This is a genomic window from Streptomyces rishiriensis, from assembly GCF_003112535.1.
Taxonomy (GTDB): Bacteria; Actinomycetota; Actinomycetes; order Streptomycetales; family Streptomycetaceae; genus Streptomyces; species Streptomyces rishiriensis.
This window is the reverse complement of sequence record NZ_BEWA01000009.1, coordinates 1-25,961: the sequence shown is the minus strand read 5'-3', so window position 1 is coordinate 25,961 and position 25,961 is coordinate 1. Positions and strand designations below refer to the sequence as shown.

At 72.8% G+C, this 25,961-nt stretch carries 16 protein-coding genes; 10 read left to right on the top strand and 6 right to left on the bottom strand.

The window, feature by feature from the left end:
• Nucleotides 1-43 precede the first annotated feature (43 nt).
• The 4 genes from Sri02f_RS16175 to Sri02f_RS16160 are packed head-to-tail and all read right to left on the bottom strand — an operon-like array spanning nucleotide 44 to nucleotide 3,617.
• Nucleotides 44-700, bottom strand: coding sequence for a response regulator (locus Sri02f_RS16175; RefSeq protein ID WP_109002009.1), 657 nt, complete (start codon nucleotides 698-700; stop codon nucleotides 44-46).
• On the bottom strand, nucleotides 693-1,955 hold the full coding sequence (locus Sri02f_RS16170) for a sensor histidine kinase (protein ID WP_109002008.1): 1,263 nt from the start codon (nucleotides 1,953-1,955) through the stop codon (nucleotides 693-695). The genes Sri02f_RS16175 and Sri02f_RS16170 overlap by 8 nt, the downstream gene beginning before the upstream one ends.
• Nucleotides 1,956-1,980: 25 nt before the next feature.
• Nucleotides 1,981-2,715 carry an ABC transporter permease gene (locus tag Sri02f_RS16165; protein WP_109002007.1) on the bottom strand — a complete coding sequence of 245 codons (735 nt, stop codon included), beginning with the start codon at nucleotides 2,713-2,715 and terminating at the stop codon, nucleotides 1,981-1,983.
• Complete coding sequence (locus tag Sri02f_RS16160) at nucleotides 2,712-3,617, bottom strand: ABC transporter ATP-binding protein (protein WP_167467557.1); 906 nt, start codon at nucleotides 3,615-3,617, stop codon at nucleotides 2,712-2,714. The genes Sri02f_RS16165 and Sri02f_RS16160 overlap by 4 nt, the downstream gene beginning before the upstream one ends.
• A gap of 182 nt (nucleotides 3,618-3,799) precedes the next feature.
• Here Sri02f_RS16160 and Sri02f_RS16155 point away from each other — a divergent pair, with 182 nt between their 5' ends.
• The 7 genes from Sri02f_RS16155 to Sri02f_RS16125 all read left to right on the top strand — a co-directional run bounded on the left by Sri02f_RS16155 (nucleotide 3,800) and on the right by Sri02f_RS16125 (nucleotide 16,287).
• A complete protein-coding gene (locus Sri02f_RS16155; RefSeq protein WP_109002005.1) occupies nucleotides 3,800-5,581 on the top strand; it encodes an ABC transporter ATP-binding protein in 1,782 nt (593 codons plus the stop codon).
• On the top strand, nucleotides 5,578-7,437 hold the full coding sequence (locus Sri02f_RS16150) for an ABC transporter ATP-binding protein (protein ID WP_109002004.1): 1,860 nt from the start codon (nucleotides 5,578-5,580) through the stop codon (nucleotides 7,435-7,437). Before Sri02f_RS16155 ends, Sri02f_RS16150 begins: the two co-directional genes overlap by 4 nt.
• A 60-nt stretch (nucleotides 7,438-7,497) precedes the next feature.
• Nucleotides 7,498-9,420 (top strand): ABC transporter transmembrane domain-containing protein, encoded by a 1,923-nt coding sequence (locus tag Sri02f_RS16145; RefSeq protein WP_245970647.1) that lies wholly within the window; start codon nucleotides 7,498-7,500, stop codon nucleotides 9,418-9,420.
• Nucleotides 9,417-11,279 carry an ABC transporter ATP-binding protein gene (locus Sri02f_RS16140; protein WP_245970646.1) on the top strand — a complete coding sequence of 621 codons (1,863 nt, stop codon included), beginning with the start codon at nucleotides 9,417-9,419 and terminating at the stop codon, nucleotides 11,277-11,279. The genes Sri02f_RS16145 and Sri02f_RS16140 overlap by 4 nt, the downstream gene beginning before the upstream one ends.
• A gap of 387 nt (nucleotides 11,280-11,666) precedes the next feature.
• Complete coding sequence (locus Sri02f_RS16135; protein ID WP_109002003.1) at nucleotides 11,667-13,715, top strand: M4 family metallopeptidase; 2,049 nt, start codon at nucleotides 11,667-11,669, stop codon at nucleotides 13,713-13,715.
• A 315-nt stretch (nucleotides 13,716-14,030) separates the two neighbouring features.
• The gene (locus Sri02f_RS16130; protein ID WP_109002002.1) at nucleotides 14,031-15,695 is read left to right on the top strand and encodes a M4 family metallopeptidase; all 1,665 of its coding nucleotides are present in this window, start codon (nucleotides 14,031-14,033) and stop codon (nucleotides 15,693-15,695) included.
• Nucleotides 15,696-15,768: 73 nt separating this feature from the next.
• Nucleotides 15,769-16,287 (top strand): DUF1990 domain-containing protein, encoded by a 519-nt coding sequence (locus Sri02f_RS16125; protein ID WP_109002001.1) that lies wholly within the window; start codon nucleotides 15,769-15,771, stop codon nucleotides 16,285-16,287.
• A 37-nt stretch (nucleotides 16,288-16,324) separates the two neighbouring features.
• Here the strand turns inward: Sri02f_RS16125 and Sri02f_RS16120 are convergent, their stop codons facing one another.
• Both Sri02f_RS16120 and Sri02f_RS16115 read right to left on the bottom strand, forming a co-directional pair.
• The gene (locus Sri02f_RS16120; protein ID WP_245970645.1) at nucleotides 16,325-17,533 is read right to left on the bottom strand and encodes a hypothetical protein; all 1,209 of its coding nucleotides are present in this window, start codon (nucleotides 17,531-17,533) and stop codon (nucleotides 16,325-16,327) included.
• Nucleotides 17,534-17,774: 241 nt separating this feature from the next.
• Nucleotides 17,775-20,399: a glycosyltransferase family 1 protein gene (locus Sri02f_RS16115; protein ID WP_109002000.1), complete on the bottom strand. Its 2,625-nt coding sequence runs from the start codon at nucleotides 20,397-20,399 to the stop codon at nucleotides 17,775-17,777.
• Between the two features lie 327 nt (nucleotides 20,400-20,726).
• Between Sri02f_RS16115 and Sri02f_RS16110 the strand changes: the two genes are divergently transcribed.
• The 3 genes from Sri02f_RS16110 to treS all read left to right on the top strand — a co-directional run.
• The gene (locus Sri02f_RS16110) at nucleotides 20,727-21,932 is read left to right on the top strand and encodes a S8 family peptidase (RefSeq protein ID WP_109001999.1); all 1,206 of its coding nucleotides are present in this window, start codon (nucleotides 20,727-20,729) and stop codon (nucleotides 21,930-21,932) included.
• Between the two features lie 191 nt (nucleotides 21,933-22,123).
• Entirely contained in the window at nucleotides 22,124-24,409 is a 2,286-nt protein-coding gene (locus tag Sri02f_RS16105; RefSeq protein WP_245970644.1) for an alpha-1,4-glucan--maltose-1-phosphate maltosyltransferase, read from the top strand.
• A partial coding sequence (treS, locus tag Sri02f_RS16100) for a maltose alpha-D-glucosyltransferase (RefSeq protein WP_109001998.1) occupies nucleotides 24,406-25,961 on the top strand: 1,556 nt, incomplete at its 3' end. The genes Sri02f_RS16105 and treS, both read left to right, overlap by 4 nt.

Here is a 25,961-nt window from a genome sequence, read left to right as displayed (position 1 = left end):
CGCCGCGCCGCGCCCCGGCTCGCCCCGCGGGCCGCTCCCCCGCTCACCCTCCGGCCCGCCCCAGGATCCCCCGCTCGTAGGCCGCCGCGACGGCGGCCGCGCGGTCGTTGACGCCCAGCTTGGCGTACAGGTGGGTGAGATGGGTCTTCACGGTGGCTTCGCTGATGAAGAGCTCGCGGGCGATCTCGCGGTTGGACGTGCCCCGCGCCACCAGGGCGAGGACCTCGCGCTCGCGCGCGGACAGCGGCTCGGCGGCGGGCGTCCGGGGAGCGCGGACCGCGGTGACCAGCCGGGTGGCCACCGCGGGGGACAGCACGGTACGGCCCTCCGCCGCCGCGCGGACCGCCGTGAACAGCTCGTCGCGAGGGGCGTCCTTGAGGAGATAGCCCGTCGCGCCCGCCTCGATCGCGGGGAGCGTGTCGGAGTCGGTGTCGTACGTGGTCAGGACGAGGATCTTCGCCCGCGCCCGGCGGCGGGTCAGCTCGCGGATGGCGTCCACCCCTGCGCCGCCCGGCATCCGCAGGTCCATCAGGATCACGTCCGGGTCGGCCGTCGCGGCGGCCGACAGCGCCTCGACGCCGTTCGCCGCCTCGCCCACGACCCGGAAACCGGGGGCCGACTCGAACATGCCGCGCAGGCCGTCCCGCACGACGGGATGGTCGTCCACGATCAGCAGGGTGATCAGGGGTTCGTCACTCACGGCGGATCAACGGTACGTGAGCCGACAGCGCCGTGCCCTGGCCCGGGGCCGATTCCACGGTCAGGGCGCCCGCGACGCGTTCGGCGCGGGCCCGCATGCCGTCCAGGCCGAAGCCCCCGGTCCGGGTGCGCCGGCGCACCGCCTGCGGGTCGAAGCCCCGGCCGTCGTCGCGGATGTCGAGGAGGACCTCGTCCCCCAGGAAGGAGAGGGTGACGCCGACGCGCGAGGCACGGGCGTGGCGGGCCGCGTTCGACAGGGCCTCCTGGGCGAGGCGCAGCAGGGTGGCGGCCACTTCGTCGTGGAGCTGTTCCACGGTGCCGGTAACGGTGAACTCGGCTCGTACGCCGGTCCGTTCACCCCATTCGGCGACCGTCTTCTTCAGCGCCTCGGGCAGCCCGTCGTGCTCCAGGGCCACCGGGGCCAGGTTGTGGACGGAGCGGCGGGCCTCGCCCAGGCTGTGCCGGGCGAGGTCGCTGGCGCGTTCGAGGTGGGTGCGGGCGACGTCGAGGTCGGGGGCGTTCGCGACGACCTGGAGCTGGGCGATGATGCCGGTGAGTCCCTGGGCGATGGTGTCGTGGATCTCGGCGGCGAGGCGGCGGCGCTCGTCGGCGACGCCCGCCTCCCGTGCCTGGAGCAGGAGTTGGGCGTGCAGGGCGGCGTTCTCGTCGAGGGCCTGCTGCAACGCCGTGTTGGTGCGCTCGAGTTCGGCGATGGTCGCGGTGCGCTCGCGGGTGCGCTGCGCCTCCTGGCCCGTGATGTGGGCGATCACCAGCTGCAGGCCGGAGTTGGCGGCCAGCAGCCCGGCGAAGAGGATCCACTGGACCGTGCCGTGCAACGGCAGCCCGCCGGCCTGCGCACCGGCCACGGTGACCGCGCTCGCGAACAGTCCGAGCCGCTGGCACCTGGCGGGGAGCAGCTCGTCGGCGTCCATGTAGCCGGTGGCGGCGTAGAACGCGAAGAACGGGTCGATCCAGGTGAGGGCGAACGCGAGGGCCCAGCGCAGGACGTAGTAGACCGTCCCGGTCCGCGACGGGGTCCGGCCGCGGCCGGGACGCCCGGACCGGATGCCCTGCCAGCCCAGCTGGAGGGCGATCGCGGCGCCGACCAGGTCCCAGGCGGTGTACCACTGGACGGAACGGTCGATCTCGGGGGCGGAGGCGACCGCGAGGACGACGCCGACGCCGAGCAGTCCGTAGGGCCCCCAGGTGTGCAGTTGTTCCCAGCGCCGTTCGATCTGCCGGTCCGCCGTGGTCATCTCACCAGTCTGCACGGCCCCGCGCCTATTCCCAGCGGAACCAGCGCGAGGCGGCGCCCGTCAGCAGCACGATCCACATGGCGAGGACGCCGAGGTGGCTCCAGCCGGGCCAGTGACCGGCCGCCGCCTGGTCCAGGGCCTGCGCGGCCGCCCCGAAGGGGGTGCAGCCCACGATGCGGGCGAGGGTGTCCGGCATGGTCCGCACCGGCGCCCACACGCCGGCGCAGAACATCGAGGGGAAGAACACGGCGGAGCCGATCGCTCCCGCGATCTTCGTCGTACGGGACAGCGCCGACACCACCGATCCGAGCGCGAGCGCGACCAGGACGGCCGCCAGCAGGGCGAGCGCGTACCCGACGGGCTGCTCGGGCAGGCGCACGTCGAAGCCGAGCCGCCCGACCGCGAGGACCAGCACCGCCGACGCCAGGGACGCCGCGCCGTACACCAGCATCTGCGCGGACAGCAGGGCGGACGGCCGGACGGGCGTGACGGCCATCCGGCGCAGGATGCCGCGCTCGCGATACCCGGTCAGGGTCTGCGGCATCGACTGCAGGCCGCCGACGATCATCCCGAGCAGCACGGCCACCGGGACGTAGACGTCGACGGTGCGCAGACCGCCGAGGCCGTCGCTCGGCTGCCGGAAGGACGGGACGGAGCCGAGGATCACCAGCAGCAGGCTCGGGAACAGCAGAATCCAGAACAGGGCGCCGGGCTCGCGCCGGAACAGGCGCAGCTCGGTTCTCAGGACGGCGGTGCTCATGACGCGGTCTCCTTCGTCAGGTCGAGGAACGCGTCGTCGAGCGTGGCGTCCACGACGCGCAACTGGTGGGCGGTGACGCGGTGGCGGGCCAGGAGGGTGATGACGGCGTTGACGGTGGCGTCGGTGCCCGCCAGGGTGACGCGGCCCTCCTTGTGCTCGACCGAGGCCAGTTCGGGCAGCGCGCCCAGGTCGCGGTCGTCCAGCGGGACGGAGGGGGTGAAGCTGATGACCGTGGCCCCCGCCGAGCGCCGGATCAGGTCCGCGGGGGTGTCCAGGGCGGCCACCCGGCCCCTGTCGATCACCGCGATCCGGTCGCAGAGCCGCTGGGCCTCCTCCATGAAGTGGGTGACCAGCAGGACGGTGACCCCGCCGGCCCGCACGTCCTCGATGAGCTCCCAGGTGTCCCGGCGGGCCCGCGGGTCGAGGCCGGTGGTCAGCTCGTCCAGGACGACGATCCGCGGGTCGCCGATCAGCGCGAGCGCGATGAACAGGCGCTGCTTCTGGCCGCCGGACAGACGTGCGAACCGGGTGGTCAGCTTCGAGGTCAGGCCGAGACGTTCGGCGAGCGGGGCCCAGTCGAGCGGCCGGGGATGGAAGGAGGCGTAGAGCTCCAGCGCCTCGCGGACGGTGAGCTTCGGCTGCAGTTCGCTCTGCTGGAGCTGGGCGCCGAGCACCCGGGCGACCTTCGCGTGGTCGGCGACCGGGTCCAGCCCGGCGACCCGCACCCGGCCCGCGTCGGGCGCCCGCAGACCCTCGACGCACTCCACGGTGGTGGTCTTGCCCGCGCCGTTCGGGCCGAGGATCCCGAAGATCTCGCCCTCCTCCACGGTGAAGGAGACGCCGTCGACGACCGCTCGGCCGTCGTACGTCTTGCGCAGGTCGGTGACTTCGATGACGGACATGGCACCAGCGTCGCCGCCGGGGCGGCCCCCGCACATCGGCCGGCTCGCTCGAACGGGCATCAGCCGATCGGTGGATGCGCCGGTACGACCCGTCGAACACGCAGGTCGTAGGACCTGCGACCGAGCCCGGTCGGGCCGAAACTCGGTGGGCGATGTCAGTGCCGGTCCGTAGGCTCGCGGTGATGGCCGAGACATATGCAACCGCCGCCCCCGACCGCTCCGCCGTACGGTCCCTGCTGCGCCTGTGGCCGTACGTCCGCCCCGTACGGCTGCGGTTGTTCACGGCCGCCTTCGTCGCCGTGCTGGCCTCCTGCGCGGGGCTGGTGATCCCGCTGGTCCTGAAGTGGATGGTGGACGGCCCGGTGGCGGACCGGGACACCGGCGGGGTCTGGCTGGGCGCGCTCTTCCTGCTGCTGCTCGGCCTCGCGGAGGCGCTGCTGTTCGGGATGCGGCGCTGGCTGGTGGCGCGTCCGCTGGCGCACGTCGAGGCGGAGATGCGGGCGGAGCTGTACGGGCGGCTGCAGCGGCTGCCGGTGGCGTTCCACGACCGGTGGGCGTCGGGCCAGCTGCTCTCACGGGCGACGGCCGATCTCGGCCTGGTCCGGATGTTCCTCGCCTTCCCGCTGACGTTCCTGCTGGTCAACTCAGTCACGATCGTCTTCGGCGTCGTCATCATGCTGCTGCAGGACTGGAGGCTCGGGCTGGTCATCCTCGGGCCGGCCGTCCCGGTCGTCGTGATGTGCGTGTACTTCGAGAACCGGTACGCGGTCGTGGCGCGCCGCGCGCAGGACCAGGTCGGGGATCTGACGACGGTGGTCGAGGAGAGCGTCCTCGGCATCCGGATCATCAAGGGCTTCGGCCGGCACCGCACACAGGCGCGGGCGTTCCGGGAGCTGTCCTCGACGCTGCGCGGCACGGAGCTGAGCAAGGCCCGGCTGCTGGCCACGATCTGGGCCGTCATCGTGACGCTGCCCGAACTGGCCATCGGCGCGGCGCTGGTGCTGGGGGCGGTGCAGGTCGCGGACGGGGAGCTGTCCGCGGGCACCCTGGTCGCCTTCCTGTCCACCGCGCTCGCGCTGCGCTGGCCCGTCGACTCGATCGGGTTCCTGCTCGCGATGAGCCAGGAGGCGGCGACGGCGACCGAGCGGTACTTCGAGGTGATGGACGAGGAGCCGGAACGGGACGCCGTGGTGCGGTCGGCCCCGGCGCCCGACGCCGGACTGCGCTTCGACGGCGTCGTCTTCCGCTACCCGGACGCCGACCCCGGCTCCCCGCCCGTCCTCGACGGCGTCGACCTGCACGTCCGCCCCGGTGAGTCGATGGCTCTGGTGGGGGCGACCGGCAGCGGCAAGACCACCCTCACGGCCCTCGTCCCCCGGCTGCACGAGGTGACGGCCGGGCGCATCAGCCTCGACGGCGTGGACGTCGCCGCGCTGCCCCGCGAGGAGCTCCGCGCGCGGGTCGCCGTCGCGTTCGAGGAGCCCACCCTGTTCTCCGCGAGCGTCGGGGAGAACGTCCTGATGGGCGCCGACGACCGGGCGGGTGACGCCGAGCTGGAGCGGGCGCTGGCCGTGGCGCAGGCCGAGTTCGTGCACGCGCTGCCGCAGGGCGCCGACACCCAGGTCGGCGAACAGGGGCTCAGTCTCTCCGGCGGGCAGCGGCAACGGCTCGCGCTGGCCAGAGCCGTGGTCGGCCGGCCCCCGTTCCTCGTCCTCGACGACCCGCTCTCCGCGCTGGACGTGCACACCGAGGCGGCCGTGGAAGCCGCGCTGCGGCAGGTGCTCGCCGGCACCACCGCGCTGATCGTCGCCCACCGCCCGTCCACCGTCCTGCTCGCCGACCGGGTGGCCCTGCTGTCCGGCGGCCGGATCGCCGCCGTGGGCACCCACCACGAACTGCTGCGCGACAACCCCGACTACGCCCACCTCATGTCAGGAACCGGCCGCCAGGAGGACGACCGATGACCGCCCCCGCCACCTCCTCCCCCACGACCGACGGCGGACCGGGACAACCGCCCCCGAAGGCCGTGGAGGATCCCTTCGACAAGGACGTCCTGCCCACCCCGCCCGGCGCCACCGGCCTGCTGCTGCGCTCCCTGCTGGCCCCGCTGCGGGGGCGCGTCGCCCTCACCACGCTCCTGCTGCTGCTCCAGCAGGCGGCCGTGCAGGCGGGCCCGCTCCTGGTGGCGTACGCCATCGACCGGGCCGTGCCCGCGTGGCGGTCGGACGACCACGGGCCGCTGGTCGCGGTGGGCGTCGGCTACCTGCTGTGCGCCCTGGCCTCCGGCGCGCTGCAGTACGCCTTCCTGATGGCCTCCGCGCGCGTCAGCCAGGACGTGCTGCTCGACCTGCGCGGCCGGATCTTCCGGCACGCTCAGGCGCTGAGCCTGGACTTCCACGAGCGCTACACCTCGGGCCGGCTCATCTCCCGCTCCACCAGCGATGTGGAGGCCCTGCGCGAGCTCCTCAACGAGGGGCTTCAGGAGCTCGTCTCCGTGGTGCTGTCCTTCCTGTTCATCTCCGCGATGCTGCTCTGGCTGGACCTGGGCCTGGGCGCCGTCGCGGTCGCGTCGTTCGTGCCGCTGTACCTTCTGGTCCGGGTCTACCAGCGGCGCGCGGGCCGGGTGTTCACGGCCCGGTCCACCGCGATCGCGGCCGTGATCGTGAAGTTCGTGGAGACCATGAACGGGATCCGGCCGGTGCGCGCCTTCCGCCGCGAGGCGGTCAACGAGGCCGGGTTCCGGGTCCTGAACCACCGGCACGAGCGCAGGAACGGCGACGCGCTGCTGGAGATGGCCCGCTATGTGGTCGGCTCGCGGCTGGTCGCCAACGCGGCGGTCGCGCTGATCGTGCTGTGGGGCGCCACCCGGGTCGCGGACGGCTCGCTGGAACTGGGCGTGCTGGCGGCGGCGGTGCTGTACCTGCGGCGGCTGTACGACCCGATCGACCGGCTCGGCATGTTCCTCAACTCCTACCAGTCGGCCGCCGCCTCGCTGGAGAAGATCGCGGGCCTGCTCGCGCAGACGCCCTCCGTGCCGGAGCCGTCGGCGCCGAGGGAACTGCCCGCGCTCCAGGGCGGTCTGCCCGGCCGGGAGGTCGTCTTCGACGGGGTCTCCTTCGGCTACCGCACGGGCGGCGAGGTCCTGCCCCGCTTCGACCTCGTCCTGCCGGCCGGTCAGACGGTCGCCGTGGTGGGCTCCACCGGCGCCGGCAAGTCCACGCTGGCCAAGCTGCTCGCCCGCTTCTACGACCCCTCCCGGGGCCGGGTGCTGCTGGACGGGGTCGACCTGCGCGAGCTGGCCGTGCCCGAACTGCGGCGCGGGGTGGTGATGGTGACGCAGGAGGCGTTCCTGTTCTCCGGGACGGTCGCCGAGAACATCGCCATCGGCCGGCCGGACGCGTCCCGGGAGGACGTCGAGCGGGCGGCGAAGGCGATCGGCGCGCACGAGTTCGTCAGCGCGCTGCCGGACGGCTACGACACGGACGTCCGCAAACGCGGCGGCCGCATCTCCGCCGGGCAGCGCCAACTGGTCGCGTTCGCACGGGCGTTGCTCGCCGATCCGGCGGTGCTGATCCTCGACGAGGCGACCAGCTCGCTCGACGTGCCGGGCGAGCGGGCCGTGCAGGCGGCGATGGCGACGGTGCTGAAGGGCCGCACGGCGGTGGTGATCGCGCACCGGCTGTCCACCGTGGAGATCGCCGACCGGGTGCTCGTCATGGAACACGGCCGGATCGTCGAGGACGGCGCTCCGGCCGAACTCGTCGCCGGCGCGGGCCGCTTCGCGGACCTGCACCGCGCCTGGCGCGACAGCCTGGCCTGACCCGCCCGGGACGACCGGCACGACCTGCACGACCCGACGACCCGACTCCCGGGGGACTGTGTGATCGACGCGTACGAGGATCCCGGCACGCCCGACACCCGCGGCGGCTGGGCGTACCTCGCCTGGCTGGTGCGCTGCCAGCCCTGGCGGTCGGCGGCGGGCGCGGTGCTGGCCAGCGTCTGGATGGTGCTGCTGGCGGTGGCGCCCTACCTGCTGTCGAAAGCGGTGGACGACGGGCTGGAGCCCGGTGACGCGGCCGCGCTGGCCGGCTGGACGACGGCCCTGTTCGCGGTAGGCGCGCTCAACGCCTGGGTGAGCATCATGCGGCACCGCACGATGACCCGGGTGCGCATGGACGCCTACTTCCGCACCACCAAGGTCGTCGTCGGACACGCGGCGCGCCTCGGCGCCACGCTCTCGCGCGGGGTGGGCAGCGGCGAGGTCGTCACCATCGGCGTCGGTGACGTCCACACCATCGCGGGCTCGTTGACGGTGGTCGGGCCCGGCGTGGGCTCGATCGTCGTGTACGTGTTCGTGGCCGGACTGCTGCTGTCCGTGTCGCCGCTGCTGGCGGCGGTCGTGCTGCTGGGGATGCCGGTCGTCGCCGTGCTGGTGGGACCGCTCATGGCGCGGCTGCAGAGCACGGAGGCCGAGTACCGGGAGCGGCAGGGCGTGCTCACCGCGCGGATCGGCGACCTGGCGGGCGGCCTGCGCGTCCTCAACGGCCTCGGCGGCAAGGGGCTGTTCTCGGACGCCTTCGACCGTGACTCGCAGCGGCTGCGGGCGCAGGGCTACCGGGTCGGCTCGGTCACCAGCTGGATGCAGGCGCTCGGGGTGGGCCTGCCGACCCTGTTCCTCGCCGTGGTGACCTGGCTGGCGGCCCGGCTCGCCGCCCAGGGCGAGCTGACGGTGGGGGAGTTGGTGTCGGTGTACGGCTATGTCGCCGTCCTGGTCGGCCCGGTGGCCTTCCTCGTGGACATGGGCTACCAGCTCAGCCGGGGAGTGGTGGCCGCCCGGCGCGTCGTACGGCTGCTGCGCGTGGAGCCCGAACCGGACACCGGGACCGCCGAAGCGCCCGCCGAACCGGCGGTCCTGCACGATCCCGCCTCCGGCGTGCGGGTGGCCCCGGGCCGGCTGACGGCGCTGGTCGGCGCGCGGCACGCCGAGGTGACCGCCCTGGTGGACCGGCTCGGCCGCTACGGTCCCACGGACGTCACCTGGGGCGGGGTGCGACTGGACGCCCTGCCCCTGGACCGGGTCAGGGCCGCGATCCTGGTCGCCGACAACGAGGCCGACCTGTTCGCGGGCAGCCTGCGCGAGGTGGTGGCCGGACGGCGTGAGCCCTCCGCGGCGGACATCGCGCGCGCTGTACGGGCGGCCGCGGCCGACGACATCGTGCAGGGCCTGCCGGAGGGACTCGACTCGCCCGTGACCGCACAGGGCCGCAGCCTCTCCGGGGGCCAGCGGCAGCGCGTTCGCCTGGTGCGGGCGCTGCTCGCCGATCCCGAGGTGCTGCTGGCCGTCGAGCCGACGTCGGCGCTCGACGCGCACACGGAGGCGGTCGTCGCGCGGCGGCTGAGGGCGGCGCGGGCCGGGCGGACCACGGTCGTGACCACCACCTCCCCCCTGCTCCTCGACCACGCGGAGACCGTGCACTATCTGGTCGACGGCAAGGTGGCGGCGACCGGCCGCCACGACGACCTGCTGCGACGCGAGCCGGGCTACCGCGCGCTGGTGGCGCGAGACGCCGACGACGACGAAGGCCGCGACGCCACCGACGGCGGCGACGGCGAGAACGCCCACGACGCCGGAAGCTCCAAGCGCACCGGCCGCACCGATCCCGCCGATCCCGCCGATCCCGCCGATCCCGCCGATCCCGCCGAAGCCGCCGAAGCCGCCGAAGCCGCCGAAGCCGCCGACGGCATCCTCGGGCCCTCGACGGCGGAGCCGGATGAGAGCGATGCCGAGGAGGCCCTGCGATGACCGCGCCGACCAAGCCGACCGGGCGGAGCGGGCCCACCGGGTCCGGCGCGCCGACCGGGTCCACGGAGGGCGACGGGGGCTCGGGGCGGCTGCCGGTCGCCGGGCGGGCCGACGTGCGCCGGGCTGCGGTCCGTCTCGTGCGGGCCGACGGCCGGGCCTTCGCCGCGGCGCTCGCCCTGAACGTCCTCGCCGCCGGGGCCGGACTCGTCGGCCCGTGGCTGCTGGGCCGGATCATCGACGAGGTGCGGGCCGGACACGGGACCGGCGTGGTGGACCGGCTGTCGGCGGCCATCGTGGTCTGCGCGCTGGCCCAGTTGCTGCTGGCGCGCTGGGCCCGGTACGCGGGGCACCGCTTCGGCGAGCGGACGCTCGCGCGGGTCCGGGAGGAGTTCGTCGGACGGGCGCTGGCGCTGCCCGCGTCGGCGGTCGAGCGGGCCGGCGCCGGCGACCTGACCACGCGCGGCACCGCCGACGTGGCGGCCGTCGGCACGACACTGCGGGACGCGGGGCCGGAGCTGCTGGTCTGCACGGTCCAGGCGCTGTTCACGCTCGGCGCGGTCTTCGTGATCGACCCGCTGCTCGGTGCGGTCGGCGTGCTGGCGCTGACCCCGATCTGGTTCGCCCTGCGCTGGTATCTGCGCAGGGCCCGCGCGGGCTATCTCGCCCAGGGCGCGGCCGACTCCGAGGTCGCCGAGATCGTCGCGGCGACGGCGGCGGGGGCGCGCACGGTCGAGGCGTTCCGGCTCCAGGAGCGGCGGACGGCGGCGAGCCGGGACGCGCTGGAGATCTCGCGCCGCTCCCGCTTCCACACCCTCTACCTGCGCACGGTGTTCTTCCCGGCGGTGGAGGTGTCGTACTCGCTGCCGGTGGCGGGAGTGCTGCTGCTGGGCGGGGCGCTGCACGCGCGCGGCGCGATGAGCCTGGGCGCGGTGGTCGCGGCCGCGCTGTATCTGCGGCAGTTCACGGAGCCGCTGGACCAGATCCTGGTACGCGTCGAGCAACTGCAGAGCAGTGGCGCCTCGTTCGCGCGGGTGGAGGGCCTGGCGGGGGCGCCGCGCGCCGTGGCCGACGGCGCGGCGCCGGTTCCGGCGGACGACCGGATCGACGTGACCGGCGTGCGGTACGCCTACGAGCGCGGCGGTGAGGTGCTGCGCGGGGTCGACCTGACGGTGCGGCCCGGGGAGCGGCTGGCGGTCGTCGGTCCGTCGGGGGCGGGCAAGACCACCCTCAGCAGGCTGCTCGCGGGGGTGGACGCGCCGAGCGCGGGCTCGGTGACGGTGGGCGGCGCGCCGGTCGCGGAGCTGGCGCCCGAGACGCTGCGCCGCCAGGTCGTCCTGGTCACCCAGGAGCACCATGTCTTCCTCGGCACGGTCCGCGACAACCTGCTGATCGCCGAACCTGCCGCGACGGACGAGGAGTTGTGGGCGGCGCTGGGCGCGGTCGGCGCCGCCGGCTGGGTGCGGGAGCTGCCGGGCGGCCTGGACGCCGAACTGGGCGGATCCGGTCGTCGTACGGACGGCTCGCAGGCCCAGCAGCTCGCCCTGGCCCGGGTGGTGCTGGCCGACCCGCACACCCTGATCCTGGACGAGGCGACGGCCCTGCTGGACCCGACGACGGCCCGGCACACCGAGCGTGCGCTGGCCGCCGTGCTCCGGGGCCGGACCGTGATCGCCATCGCCCACCGGCTGCACACCGCCCACGACGCGGACCGGGTCGCGGTGATGGAGGACGGCCGGCTCACCGAACTGGGCACGCACGAGGCGCTGGTGGCGGGCGACGGCGCGTACGCGGCACTGTGGCGGACCTGGCACGGGGAGCCGGCGGCCGGCCGGCCCGGAGCCGGGCCGCGCCCGTCCTGAGTCACCGCTCGTCCGATCGGGCCCGCACCCGTCCCGAGTGTCCCCGTGTCCCCGCGCGTCCGGTCGCGGGCTCGCCCCGGCGGGGCGGACGGCCCCCCGGCGACGACGCCCGGGGAAGATCCACCCGGCCGAAAACCAACGGGTCCGCATATCGAACATGAATTGCCGGACAACGGACCGTTTCCGGCCAACTTCCTGACGCGCTCCTGACAGACAGCGCAATCCACTGCCACTCTTCCCACTGCCGGTTCACAGCAACCCCACAGCAACACCTCGCTCCAGGTTCCGCCTTTGTTCTGCGTACCGCCTTTGTCGTGCCCGTACGGCCCACCCGCCGTCGGGTCTCCCCTGGCCGTGTGATCCGCGGCCGCGCAGAAGGAGTCCGTGTTGAGCAGCAACCCCTCTCGCAGACGCACCCCCCACACCACCCCCCGCCGCGCCGCGGCCGTCGCCCTCGTCGGCGTCTCCGCGCTCATCGCCGCCGCCGTGCAGTCCGGCGCCGCGACCGCCGCCCCGGTGAAGTCGCCGCGGGCGGCGAGCCAGGCCAACCCGGGCGCCGAGTCGCTGAGTCTCACCCCCGCCCAGCGCGCCGCGCTGATCCGCGACGCGGACGCCGGCAAGGCCGCGACCGCCAAGGAGCTCGGCCTGGGCGCCGCGGAGGCGCTCGTCGTCCGTGACGTCATCAAGGACGTCGACGGCACCGTGCACACCCGCTACGAGCGCACCTACGCCGGCCTGCCGGTGCTCGGCGGCGACCTGGTCGTCGAGAAGGCGAAGTCCGGCGTCACCGAGGGCGTCACCAAGGCCACGCGGGCCGCCATCAAGGTCGCCTCGCTCAGCCCGGCCGTCAGCGCGGACAAGGCGCAGAAGCAGGCGCTGGGCCTCGCCGCCGCCGCGGGCGCCGCGAAGCCGGCCGCCGGCCAGGCGCCGCGCAAGGTGATCTGGGCCGCGAACGGCACGCCGGTCCTGGCGTACGAGACGGTCGTGGGCGGCCTCCAGGAGGACGGCACCCCGAACGAGCTGCACGTCATCACCGACGCGACCACCGGCAAGAAGCTCTACCAGTACCAGGGCATCGAGACCGGCACCGGCAACACGATGTACAGCGGCACGGTGACGCTCGGCACGACGCAGTCCGGGTCGACGTACAACCTGACCGACGCGGCGCGCGGCGGCCACAAGACGTACAACCTCAACCACGGTTCCTCCGGCACCGGCACGCTCTTCTCCGGTCCCGACGACGTCTGGGGCAACGGCGCCGCCTCCAACGCCGAGACGGCGGGCGCCGACGCGCACTACGGCGCGGCCCTCACCTGGGACTACTACAAGAACGTGCACGGCCGCAGCGGCATCAAGGGCAACGGCGTCGGCGCGTACTCGCGGGTGCACTACGGCAACAACTACGTCAACGCCTTCTGGGACGACGGCTGCTTCTGCATGACGTACGGAGACGGCTCGGGCAACACCCACCCGCTGACGGCGATCGACGTGGCCGGCCACGAGATGACCCACGGCGTCACCTCCAACACCGCGGGCCTCAACTACAGCGGGGAGTCCGGCGGTCTCAACGAGGCCACCTCGGACATCTTCGGCACCGCCGTGGAGTTCTACGCGGCGAACCCCTCCGACGTCGGTGACTACCTCATCGGCGAGGAGATCGACATCAACGGCGACGGCACGCCGCTGCGGTACATGGACAAGCCCAGCAAGGACGGCGCGTCGAAGGACAGCTGGTACTCGGGGATCGGGTCGGTGGACGTCCACTACTCGTCCGGCCCGGCGAACCACTTCTTCTACCTGCTGAGCGAGGGCAGCGGCGCCAAGGTCATCAACGGCGTCAGCTACAACTCCCCGACGGCGGACGGCCTTCCGGTCACCGGCATAGGCCGCGACAAGGCGGAGAAGATCTGGTTCCGCGCGCTGACGACGAAGTTCACCTCGACCACCAACTACGCGGCGGCCCGCACCGGCACGCTGGCGGCGGCCGGTGAGCTGTACGGCACCACGTCCACCGAGTACAAGGCGGTCCAGGACGCGTGGGCCGGCGTCGCGGTCGGCGCCCGCTCCGGCGGTGGCGGCGGCGGTGGCACGTCCTTCGAGAACACCGCCGACGTATCGATTCCGGACAACGGGGCGGCGGTCACCTCGTCGATCACCGTCTCGGGCCGGACCGGCAACGCGCCGTCGAACCTCGCGGTGGCGGTCGACATCGTCCACACCTACATCGGCGACCTCCAGGTGCAGCTGGTGGCCCCCGACGGCACGGCGTACACGCTGAAGGCCTATGGCACCGGCGGGAGCGCGGACAACATCAACACCACGTACACGGTGAACGCTTCCTCCGAAGTCGCCAACGGTGTGTGGAAGTTGAGGGTCCAGGACAACGCGGCCCAGGACACCGGCTACATCAACAGCTGGAAGCTCACCTTCCCGTAGGGAGCGGGCCCCGCACGGGCCGCGCACAGCCGTCCGCAAGGCCTCGCACAGGACGCCGTCCCGGGGGATCCACTCCCCGGGGCGGCGTCCCCTTTTTACGGGCCGCATACCCGCGGCCTGTTGCCCTTTGACCGAGGTCAACGCCGTTTACATTCCTGCAACGTTCACCGGACAGTCGATTTTCGGCCAACATCACTTGAGGGTCCTGACATGTACGCGCCTTGATGTCACTCTTCCTTCACCCGCCGCACAACTTCACACCCGTCTCGGGCGGCGCCCCACGCCGCCTGGACCCCCCACATCCAAGGAGCTTGTGTGACCTCCCTCTACGCGCGTCACAAGCGCACCACTCTGGCCATCGCCACCGCCGTCGCGGCCGGAGCCCTGGTCACCACCGGTCTGACCACCGGTACCGCTGCCGCCCAGACCCCGGCGGAGTCCGGCGGCAAGTCGGTCCAGCCGGCCGCACCGGTCCAGCTGTCGGCCGCCGCACGCACGACGCTGATCAAGCAGCAGCAGGTCGACGCGCCCGAGACCGCCCAGGCGATAGGCCTCGGCGCGAAGGAGAAGCTCGTCGTCAAGGACGTCGTCAAGGACGCCGACGGCACCGTCCACACCCGCTACGAGCGCACCTACGCCGGCCTGCCGGTCCTCGGCGGCGACCTCGTCGTGCACGAGTCCGCCACCGGCGCGACCAAGGGCGTCACCAAGGCCAACACCGCCACCATCAAGGTGGCCACGCTGACCCCGAAGGTCGCCGCCGCCAAGGTCGAGAAGCAGGCGCTGACCGCCGCCAAGGCCGTGGGCTCCGAGTCCGCCGCGGCGGACCAGGCCCCCCGCAAGGTGATCTGGGCCGGCCACGGCACTCCGGTCCTCGCCTACGAGACGGTCGTCGGCGGTCTGCAGGACGACGGCACCCCGAGCCAGCTGCACGTCATCACCGACGCGGCCACCGGCAAGAAGCTCTACGAGTACCAGGGCATCGAGACCGGCACCGGCAAGAGCCTCTACTCGGGCACCGTCACGCTCGGCACGACCAAGTCGGGCTCGACGTACAACCTGACGGACGGCACGCGCGGCGGCCACAAGACCTACAACAAGTCGCACGGCACCTCCTCGTCGGCGGGCACCCTGTTCACCGACGCGGACGACGTCTGGGGCACCGGCGCGGCCTCCAGCTCCGCCACGGACCAGACGGCCGCCGTGGACGCCGCCTACGGCGCGCAGGTCACCTGGGACTTCTACAAGTCCACGTTCGGCCGCAGCGGCATCAAGAACAACGGCGTCGCCGCCTACTCCCGCGTCCACTACGGCAACGCGTACGTCAACGCGTTCTGGGACGACAGCTGCTTCTGCATGACGTACGGCGACGGCGACGGCAACAACCACCCGCTGACCTCGCTGGACGTGGCCGGCCACGAGATGAGCCACGGCGTCACCGCGAACACGGCGGGCCTGAACTACTCCGGCGAGTCCGGCGGTCTGAACGAGGCCACCTCGGACATCTTCGGCACCGGCGTCGAGTTCTTCGCCAACAGCGCCTCCGACAAGGGCGACTACCTCATCGGCGAGAAGATCGACATCAACGGCGACGGCTCCCCGCTGCGCTACATGGACAAGCCCAGCAAGGACGGCGGCTCGGCGGACTCCTGGTCCTCCGGCGTCGGCAACCTCGACGTGCACTACTCGTCCGGCGTCGCGAACCACTTCTTCTACCTCCTGAGCGAGGGCAGCGGTTCGAAGACGATCAACGGCGTGTCCTACAACTCGCCGACGTCCAACGGCTCCACGGTCACCGGCATCGGCCGCGACAAGGCGCTGCAGATCTGGTACAAGGCGCTCACCACGTACTTCACGTCGACGACGAACTACAAGTCGGCGCGGACGGGGACGCTGAGCGCGGCCTCGGCCCTGTACGGCTCCACCAGCGCCGAGTACAAGGCGGTCGCGGCCGCCTGGTCGGCGGTCAACGTCAGCTGACGCTGCGGTAGACGAGTCGAGGGCGGCACCCGGGAGGAAGGCATCCCCGGGTGCCGCCCTACTCTTGGCTCCCATGTCTTCGAAGGACTTCACGTACGACGAGGTCGGCGCCACCCGCGACCGCCCGGGCTTCTGCCCTCCGGGGTTCCACCCCCTCCACGTCCGCACCCGCCTCGGCGAGGGACACGAGGTCTTCCGCCGCGCCGCGGAAGCCGTCATGACGTGGGAGATGCACCGCGCCCTGGGCGTGGGCGTCGAGGCCTCGGCCGACCGCGCGGCCCCGGACGTCGACGTCACCGTCACCCTGGCCGGCATCGTCAAGGCCCCCTGCCGGGTGGTCTGGACGGTGGACGAACACCGGCGCGCCGGGTGGGCCTACGGCACCCTCCCCGGCCACCCCGAGACCGGTGAGGAGTCGTTCGTCGTCGACCGCACCGGGGACGGCACGGTCTGGCTGACGGTCTCCGCCTTCAGCCGGGCCGCGAAGTGGTACGCGAGGGCGGGCGGCCCGGCCACGAGGGGCCTGCAACAGGCGTACGCGCGCCGCTGCGGGGTGGCGCTGCGGGGGTTGTGCGCGGACGAGGAGTCCTAGCCGGGCGGGGGCGCGGTTCCCGCCCGGCACGAGGGGGTCAGGTGCGGGACACCACGCCGCAGCCCTTCTCGCTGTTGTCGGCCAGGTCCCTGCTGCGGTCGTACGGGTCCGCGGTCGGCCCGGTCGGAGCGCCGCCCGTGGGCTCGTCCGTCGTCCCGGCCGTCGAGAACGAGGGATGCAGAAAGCCGTCGTAGACGTCGCAGGCGGAGTTGCCGATGTCCCGGTCGTACCTGACGACGGTGATCCTGCCCGGCGTGAAGGCGTACGTGTTCGGCTTGTCCGGGTCGAAGAACTCCAGGTCGAGGGCGCGCCGGACGATGGTGCGGGCGACCTCGGCCGGAGCGCTCCCGTCGACGCGCGTCACCGGGTAGACGAAGGTGTAGTCGGCGTGCACGACGACGGAGGAGTGCTCACCGGCCTTGAACGTCATCCGTCCCCGCGTCTTGACCACGTGCCCGACCAGGCGCAGTTCGCGGGGGTCGAAGCGGCTGAACATCGACAGCGGGTCGTGCTTCTGGTCCGGCTTGCTGAGGGCGGCGTTCAGCAGGCTCACCAGGTCCTTCTGCTGCGGCTCGATCGCCGAGAGCACCGCCCCGGGACGTTCGCCGCGCAGGGTCGCCGGGTCGAGGTTGGCGTCGATCAGCAGCTTCCTGCTCTGCTGCAGCGCCTTCTCCACCTCCGCCTCGGACAGCGTCCCGACCGGAGCGGCCGCGGGCACGACGATGCCGGCGGCGCCGTCGGCCCACCTCAGCGCGGGGGATCCCGCGAACGGCCGTTCCAGCGTGGGCTTTTGAGCATCGACGGCCCCGGGGGCGCCGGTCGGGGCAGCGGTCTCCGCCGGCAGCGGCGAGACGGCGGCCTCCGGGTCCCCCGCGCCGAAGGGATCGCCGGGCAGCAGCGAGGGCCGCATGGCGACGACGGCCAGGGCCGCCGCGACGGGCAGCCCGATGACCGCCCACAGCCGCCGCCTGCGCGTCGCCCTCCTCTGCGTCTCCTGCAGGGACGGCCCGCTGCGCCAGCCCACCGGCGACTCGCCGCGCGCCTCCTGCTGCCGCAGCCGCTCCGTCACCATGCGGGCCCGCGCGGACGGCTCCTTCGGGGCGGAGGCGGGTATCCCGCGCGCGCTGTCCTGGACGAACTTCGCCCATTCCTCGTCGGATATGGAACTGCCGGCCTCCGGAGACGACCCAGCGCCGCCGTCCCCCTCTTCCGCACCGGATCTGTGCTCTTCGGATCTGTCGGACACGCCGCCGTCGGCCTCTCTCTGCGTCGGTCACCGGGTGCCACAGCCTATGACAGCCCCTGTCCGGGCGCGGCGAGAGGCGTGACCCCGCAGCCGGCCGCCGGACGGCCGGTCAGCCGCCGGCACGCCCAGCGAATTCGGCGCCGCCGTCTCCGGCGCGAGAGCGGCCGCGCTCTCGACGTCGTGGCACGCGGGACCGGCCGGCCCGTCGTGGACGCGGGCCGGCCGGCGCCGGAGACGTCGGTCAGCGCAGCAGCACGCCCGCTCCCTCGGCCGCCTCCTCCGACGGCACCTCCACCAGCCCCAGTTCCGCCCCGGACGCCAGCAGCCGGTGGGACGGCAGGATGCGGACGGTGTAGCCGAAGGGACCCGTGCGGTCCAGGGAGAGCGGACCCTCGTAGACCCAGCGGCCTTCCAGGTCCGGGCCGCCCGTCGGCTTGAGCGGGACCGTCGAGGCGTCCGTGATGCGGTCCTCCTCGTCGACCCGGCCCGAGACGGCCTGCACCTCGACGTCGTCGGGGGTGAGGTCGCCCAGGCCCACCCGCACCCTGAGCGCGAGGGCCGTGCCGAGTTCGGCGGTGGTGGTGGCCACCGACGTCTCGACGTGGTCCACCCGGACGGCGTGCCAGGACGCGCGCACCTGCTGCTTCCAGCGGGCGAGTTCACGCGCCGTGTCGGGGGCCATCGTCCGGTGGGCGTGGGCGGCCGGCGTGTAGAGCCGCTCGACGTACTCGCGGACCATGCGCCCCGCCAGCACCTTCGGGCCGAGCAGACCGAGCGTCCGGCGGACCATCTCGATCCAGCGGTCGGGCAGGCCCGCCTGGCCGCGTTCGTAGAAGCGCGGGGTGATGCGCTGTTCGAGGAGGTCGTAGAGGGCGGCCGCCTCGACGTCGTCACGGTGATCGGGGTCGGTCCCGGCGCCGTCCGCGGTGGGGATCGCCCAGCCGAAGTCGGGCTGGAACCACTCGTCCCACCAGCCGTCCAGGACGGACAGGTTGAGACAGCCGTTGAGCGCCGCCTTCATGCCCGACGTGCCGCAGGCCTCCAGCGGGCGGAGCGGGTTGTTCAGCCAGATGTCGCAGCCGGGGTACAGCTTCTGCGCCATCGCCATGCCGTAGTCGGGCAGGAAGACGATGCGGTGCCGCACGCGCGGGTCGTCGGTGAACCGGACCAGTTCCTGGACCAGGCGTTTGCCGCCGTCGTCCGCCGGGTGCGCCTTGCCCGCGACGACGATCTGGATCGGCCGCTCCGGGTGCAGCAGCAGGTCCTTCAGCCGGTCGCGGTCGCGCAGCATCAGCGTCAGACGCTTGTAGGAGGGGACCCGGCGCGCAAAGCCGATGGTAAGGACGTCCGGGTCGAGGACGCCGTCGATCCAGCCCAACTCGGCCGTGCCCGCGCCCCGTTGCCGCCAGGAGGCCCGCAGGCGCTCGCGCACCTCCACGACCAGCTGCTCGCGCAGATCGCGGCGCAGCTCCCAGATGTCCTGGTCGGGGATGTCGGCGACGGCGTCCCAGCGCTCCGAGCCGCCGACGCTGAGGGCGTCCTCGGCGCGCTCGGCGCCGATCTGGCGGGCCCCGAGGCGCAGCACCTCGGGGGCCACCCAGGTGGGGGCGTGCACACCGTTGGTGACCGAGGTGATCGGCACCTCGTCGGGGTCGAACCCGGGCCACAGACCGGAGAACATCTCCCGGCTGACGTGACCGTGCAGCAGCGACACCCCGTTGGCGCGCTGGGCCAGCCGCAGGCCCATGACGGCCATGTTGAAGAGGTTCGGCTCGCCGCCGGGGTAGGTCTCCATGCCCAGGCGCAGGATGCGGTCGACGTCCATGCGCGGGAGCTCGGCGTCGGGGCCGAAGTGGCGGGCGACCAGCGCGCGGTCGAAGCGGTCGATGCCGGCGGGGACGGGGGTGTGGGTGGTGAAGACCGTCCCGGCCCGGACGGCCTCCAGCGCGGCGTCGAAGTCGAGCCCCTCGTCGGCGAGCTCGGCGATCCGCTCCAGGCCGAGGAACCCGGCGTGGCCCTCGTTGGTGTGGAAGACCTCGGGCCGGGCGTGGCCGGTCAGCCGGCAGTACGTCCGTACGGCCCGGACACCTCCTATGCCGAGCAGCATCTCCTGCAGCAGCCGGTGCTCGCTGCCGCCGCCGTAGAGCCGGTCGGTCACCCCGCGTTCGCCGAGGTCGTTCTCCTCGACGTCGGAGTCGAGCATGAGGAGCGGGACCCGGCCGACCTGGGCCAGCCAGACGCGGGCGTGGAGCCGTTTGCCGCCCGGCAGGGCGAGGGAGACGCGCGCGGGGGCGCCGTCGTCCTCCCGCAGGAGGGTCACCGGCAGCTCGTTGGGGTCCAGGACGGGGTAGTGCTCCTGCTGCCAGCCCTCCCGGGAGAGGGTCTGGCGGAAGTAGCCGTGCCGGTAGAGCAGTCCCACGCCGATGAGCGGGACGCCCAGGTCGCTGGCGGCCTTCAGATGGTCGCCGGCGAGGATGCCGAGGCCGCCGGAGTACTGCGGCAGCGCGGCGGTGACGCCGAACTCGGGCGAGAAGTAGGCGATGGCGGCGGGCAGCCCGGCGGAGGCGGGCTGCTCCTGGTACCAGCGGTCGCCGGTCCGGTAGTCGTGCAGGTCGTCGGCGGCGGCGGCGAGCCGGCGCAGGAAGCGGCGGTCCTCGGCGAGCTCGGCCAGACGTGCCGGGCGCACGCTGCCGAGGAGTCTCACCGGGTCGCCGTCGCAGAGCGCCCAGCGCTCGGGATCGACGGACTGGAAGAGGTCACGGGTCTCCGCGTGCCACGACCAGCGCAGGTTGCGGGACAGGTCGCTGAGCGGTCGGAGAGGTTCGGGGAGGAGGGGTCGGACGGTGAATCGACGGATCGCCTTCACATTCCACCTCGGCGTGGCGCGTTCGCTGGATGGACACACGGCGGTGTGGGTCCACGTCTACGGAAACGGTACCGGCGCGGGTGTCGACCTCGCTGGGGACTGGCCGCCCGCGGGCCCCTGCTTTTCGGCCCGGCCGGCCGCGTACCGCAGACGCCGGACGGGCCGAGGGGCCCGGATCCGCCGTCGTCGGGGTGTGCCGCAACGGGCCGAAACCCCTGTTTCTCCCCCGGAGGCCACCTTGTGGCGCTTCGCGCACCGCGAGAGGCTGCCCCCTGGCGTGCCCGGGCCCGGCCCGGGCACGCCGAGTCGAGGAGGGGAACTCGGACCATGGCACGGACGCGCACTCGGCGTCTGCGCCGGACAGGGGGCCTGACCGCGGTCGTGACGACCGTGGTGCTGTCGGCCGTCACCCTGCCCGCGCACGCCGCACCGGAGGGGACGATCCTCGGCGCCGGGCTGCCCGGCTCCGTCGGCGGCAGCTACGTCGTGACGCTGAAGGGGGACACCCCGGCGTCGTCGGCGACCGGACGGCGTCTCGTCGGCGCGCACGGGGCGAGAATCAGCCACATCTACGGCACGGTCCTGAACGGGTTCGCCGTGGAGGCCGACGCCGGACAGGCCCGCCGGCTCGCGGCCGACCCGCACGTGGTCTCGGTCGTCCAGGACACCCGGGTGACGCTGGACGCCGTCGGCGGGGATCCGCCGCCCTGGGGCCTGGACCGCCTGGACCGGCCGAGCCGTCCGCTGGACGGCGGCTACCGCGCGCCGAGGTCCGCGGGCGCGGGCGTCACGGTGTACGTGATCGACACCGGCGTCCGGATCACGCACGCCGACTTCGGCGGCCGGGCGCGCTACGGCTGGGACTTCGTCGGCGGCGACCCGGTCGCCGCCGACGGCAACGGACACGGCACGCACGTCGCCGGCATCGTGGCGGGCACGGTGTCGGGCGTCGCCAAGAAAGCGCAGGTGGTCGCCGTGCGGGTGCTCGACGACGCCGGCGCGGGCACCACCGCGCAGGTGATCGCGGGCATCGACTGGGTCACCCGGCACGCCCGCAAGCCGGCGGTCGCCAATCTCAGCCTGGGCGGCGGCTACAACGCGGCGCTGGACGCGGCGGTGCGCACCTCCATCCGGTCCGGCGTCACCTACACCGTCGCCGCCGGCAACACCGGCGGCCCGGCCGCCCTGCACTCCCCCGCCGACGTGCGCGAGGCGGTCACGGTCGGCGCGACCGACCGCCGGGACGCCCGGGCGGCCTTCTCGGACTACGGCTCGGCCCTGGACCTGTTCGCGCCGGGCGTGTCGATCACCTCCGCCTCCCGGGCGGGCGACACCGCCCGCACGACCCGTTCCGGCACCTCGACGGCTGCGCCGCACGCGGCCGGCGCGGCCGCGCTGTATCTCGCCGACCACCCCCGGGCGACGCCCGCGCAGGTGGCGAAAGCACTGGTGGCGGGGGCCGCGAACGGCAAGGTGTCCGGCCGCGGGCCCGGTTCGCCGAACAAGCTCCTGCAAGTTCCACCGTTCATGTGACGGGCGTCCGGAAGCGGCTCTCCGTTCGTCTCGAACGAAGCATCTCTTGTGTAAAGACATAGGCGTGAGCAGTTAACAAAGCGCCGGATTGCACACCCGAATAGGGTGGAAGGCTCCCCCGTACTCCCCTAGCAGGACCCACCTCCCCACATCCATCCGCCTACCCCCCGTTGATGCGGACAGGAGCGGTCATGCCAGCCAGGCACCACCCGTCATCACCCCCGACGCCCCGTACCGAGAACGGCACGAACGCCGAGAACGGACCCCAGGGCAAGAACAGCAGGAGCGGCAAGGACAGCAAGACCGGCAAGACCGGCAAGCGCGGCAAGGACAGCAGGCGCGCCAAGAGCGGCAAGGCCGGCAAGAACGCCAGGAGCGCCGCCGCCGGCGCACCCGTCGAGAGCGCCCGGAAGGCCGACAAGGCCGAGAGGGCCGAGCAGACGGAGAGGGCCGTGCAGACGGAGAGCGTCGAGGCGACCGCGGCCGGTCACACCACCGCCGTCGGGCGCATACCCGTCCTCGACGTCCGTCCCCTGGTCCAGCAGGGCCGCCGGCCGGCCAAGGCGGTCGTCGGCGAGACGTTCGAGGTCTCGGCCACCGTGTTCCGCGAAGGCCATGACGCCGTCGCGGCCAACGTGGTCCTGCGGGATCCCGACGGCGCGCCCGGACCCTGGACCCCGATGCGCGAGCTCGCCCCCGGCACGGACCGCTGGGGCGCGGACGTCACTGCGGACGCTGCGGGCCGCTGGACCTACACCGTGGAGGCGTGGGGCGATCCGGTCGCCACCTGGCGGCATCACGCCCGCATCAAGATCCCCGCGGGGATGGACACGGAGCCGGTCCTGGAGGAGGGCGCGCGCCTGTACGAGCGGGCGGCCGACGCAGTGCCCGAGGGGCCGGACCGCGCCGCGGTGCTGGCGGCGGCCGACGCCCTGCGCGACGAGAGCCGTCCGGCCGTCGCCCGGCTGGCGGCGGCGCTGACGCCGGAGGTGGACGCCGCCCTGGAGCGGCATCCGCTGCGCGAGCTGGTCACGGCCTCCGATCCGCTGCCGCTGCTGGTGGAGCGGGAGCGGGCCCTGTACGGGTCCTGGTACGAGTTCTTCCCGCGTTCCGAGGGGACTCCCGAGCGCCCGCACGGCACGTTCCGCACCGCCGCGCGCCGGCTGCCGGCCATCGCGAAGATGGGCTTCGACGTCGTCTACCTCCCGCCGATCCACCCGATCGGCACGACGTTCCGCAAGGGCCCCAACAACACGTTGAACGCCGGGCCGGACGATGTGGGCGTGCCGTGGGCGATCGGCTCGCCGGAGGGCGGCCACGACGCCGTCCACCCCGATCTGGGCACGCTGGAGGACTTCGCCGACTTCGTGGAGCGGGCGCGCGAACTGGGGCTGGAGATCGCCCTCGACTTCGCCCTGCAGTGCTCCCCCGACCACCCCTGGGTGCAGAAACACCCGGAGTGGTTCCACCACCGGCCCGACGGGACGATCGCCTACGCGGAGAACCCGCCGAAGAAGTACCAGGACATCTACCCGATCGCCTTCGACGCCGACATGGACGGCCTCGTCGCCGAGACCGTCCGGGTGCTGCGGCACTGGATGTCGTACGGGGTGCGGATCTTCCGGGTGGACAACCCGCACACCAAGCCGGTCGTGTTCTGGGAGCGGGTCATCGCGGACGTCAACCGCACCGACCCCGACGTGATCTTCCTGGCCGAGGCCTTCACCCGCCCCGCGATGATGCACACGCTCGCCCAGATCGGCTTCCAGCAGTCGTACACCTACTTCACCTGGCGCACCACCAAGGAAGAGCTGACCGACTACCTCACCGAACTGTCGGGGGAGGCCGCCTCGTACATGCGGCCCAACCTCTTCGCCAACACCCCGGACATCCTGCACGCCTATCTGCAGCACGGCGGCCGGCCCGCCTTCGAGATCCGGGCGGTCCTGGCCGCGACCCTCTCCCCCACCTGGGGCCTGTACAGCGGCTACGAGCTGTGCGAGAACACCCCCTTGCGGGAGGGCGGCGAGGAGTACCTGGACTCGGAGAAGTACCAGCTCAAGCCGCGTGACTGGGAGGCGGCCGAGCGTGAGGGCCGCAGCCTGGCCCCGCTGATCACCAAGCTCAACGAGATCCGGCGGGCCAATCCGGCCCTGCACCGGCTGCGCAATCTGCGCTTCCACGGCACGGACAACCCCTCCGTCATCGCGTACAGCAAGCGGGCGGGGTCGAACACGGTTCTGGTGGTCGTCAACCTCGACCCCCACCACACCCAGGAGGCGACGGTGTCGTTGGACATGCCGCAACTCGGCCTGGACTGGCACGAGTCGGCGTCGGTGCGCGACGAGCTCACCGGCGAGACCTACCACTGGGGCAGGGCCAACTACGTGCGCCTCGAACCGGGCACCCGGCCCGCGCACGTACTCACCGTCCTGCGACCGTCCAACCCGCAGATCGGAGGGTCACCCACATCATGATCGTCAACGAGCCCGTTCCGGACACCTTCGAGGACACGCCCGCCAAGGACCGCGACCCCGAGTGGTTCAAGCGCGCCGTCTTCTACGAGGTCCTCGTCCGCTCCTTCCAGGACAGCAACGGCGACGGCGTCGGCGACCTCAAGGGCATCACCGCCAAACTCGACTACCTGCAATGGCTCGGGGTCGACTGCCTCTGGCTGCCGCCCTTCTTCAAGTCGCCCCTGCGCGACGGCGGATACGACGTGTCCGACTACACGGCCGTCCTCCCCGAGTTCGGCGACCTGGCCGACTTCGTCGAGTTCGTCGACGCCGCCCACCAACGCGGCATGCGCGTCATCATCGACTTCGTGATGAACCACACCAGCGACCAGCACCCGTGGTTCCAGGAATCGAGGAAGGACCCCGACGGACCCTACGGCGACTACTACATGTGGGCCGACGACGACAAGCAGTACGGCGACGCCCGCATCATCTTCGTCGACACCGAGGTCTCCAACTGGACCTTCGACCCGGTCCGCAAGCAGTACTTCTTCCACCGCTTCTTCTCCCACCAGCCGGACCTCAACTACGAGAACCCGGCCGTCCAGGAGGAGATCCTGGCCGCTCTCCGCTTCTGGCTGGACCTCGGCATCGACGGCTTCCGCCTCGACGCCGTGCCCTACCTGTACGCCGAGGAGGGCACCAACTGCGAGAACCTCCCCGCGACGCACGAGTTCCTCAAGCGGGTCCGCAAGGAGATCGACGCCGCCTATCCGGACACGGTGATCCTGGCGGAGGCCAACCAGTGGCCCGAGGACGTCGTCGACTACTTCGGCGACTACGCCTCCGGCGGCGACGAGTGCCACATGGCGTTCCACTTCCCCGTCATGCCCCGCATCTTCATGGCCGTCCGCCGCGAGTCGCGCCACCCCGTCTCCGAGATCCTCGCCAAGACCCCCGCGATCCCCGCGAACTGCCAATGGGGCATCTTCCTGCGCAACCACGACGAGCTCACCCTCGAGATGGTCACCGACGAGGAACGCGACTACATGTACGCCGAATACGCGAAAGACCCGCGTATGCGCGCCAACATCGGCATCCGCCGCCGCCTCGCGCCCCTCCTCGACAACGACCGCAACCAGATCGAGCTCTTCACCGCCCTGCTGCTCTCCCTGCCCGGCTCGCCGATCCTCTACTACGGCGACGAGATCGGCATGGGCGACAACATCTGGCTCGGCGACCGCGACGCCGTGCGCACCCCCATGCAGTGGACCCCCGACCGCAACGCCGGCTTCTCCTCCTGCGACCCCGGCCGGCTCTCCCTGCCCACCATCATGGACCCCGTCTACGGCTACCAGGTCACCAACGTCGAGGCGTCCATGTCGTCGCCCTCCTCGCTCCTGCACTGGACCCGCCGCATGATCGAGATCCGCAAACAGAACCACGCCTTCGGCCTGGGCACCTACACCGAACTGCCCTCCTCCAACCCCGCCGTCCTCGCCTTCCTGCGCGAACACGAGGACGACCTGGTGCTGTGCGTGCACAACTTCTCACGCTTCGCACAGCCCACCGA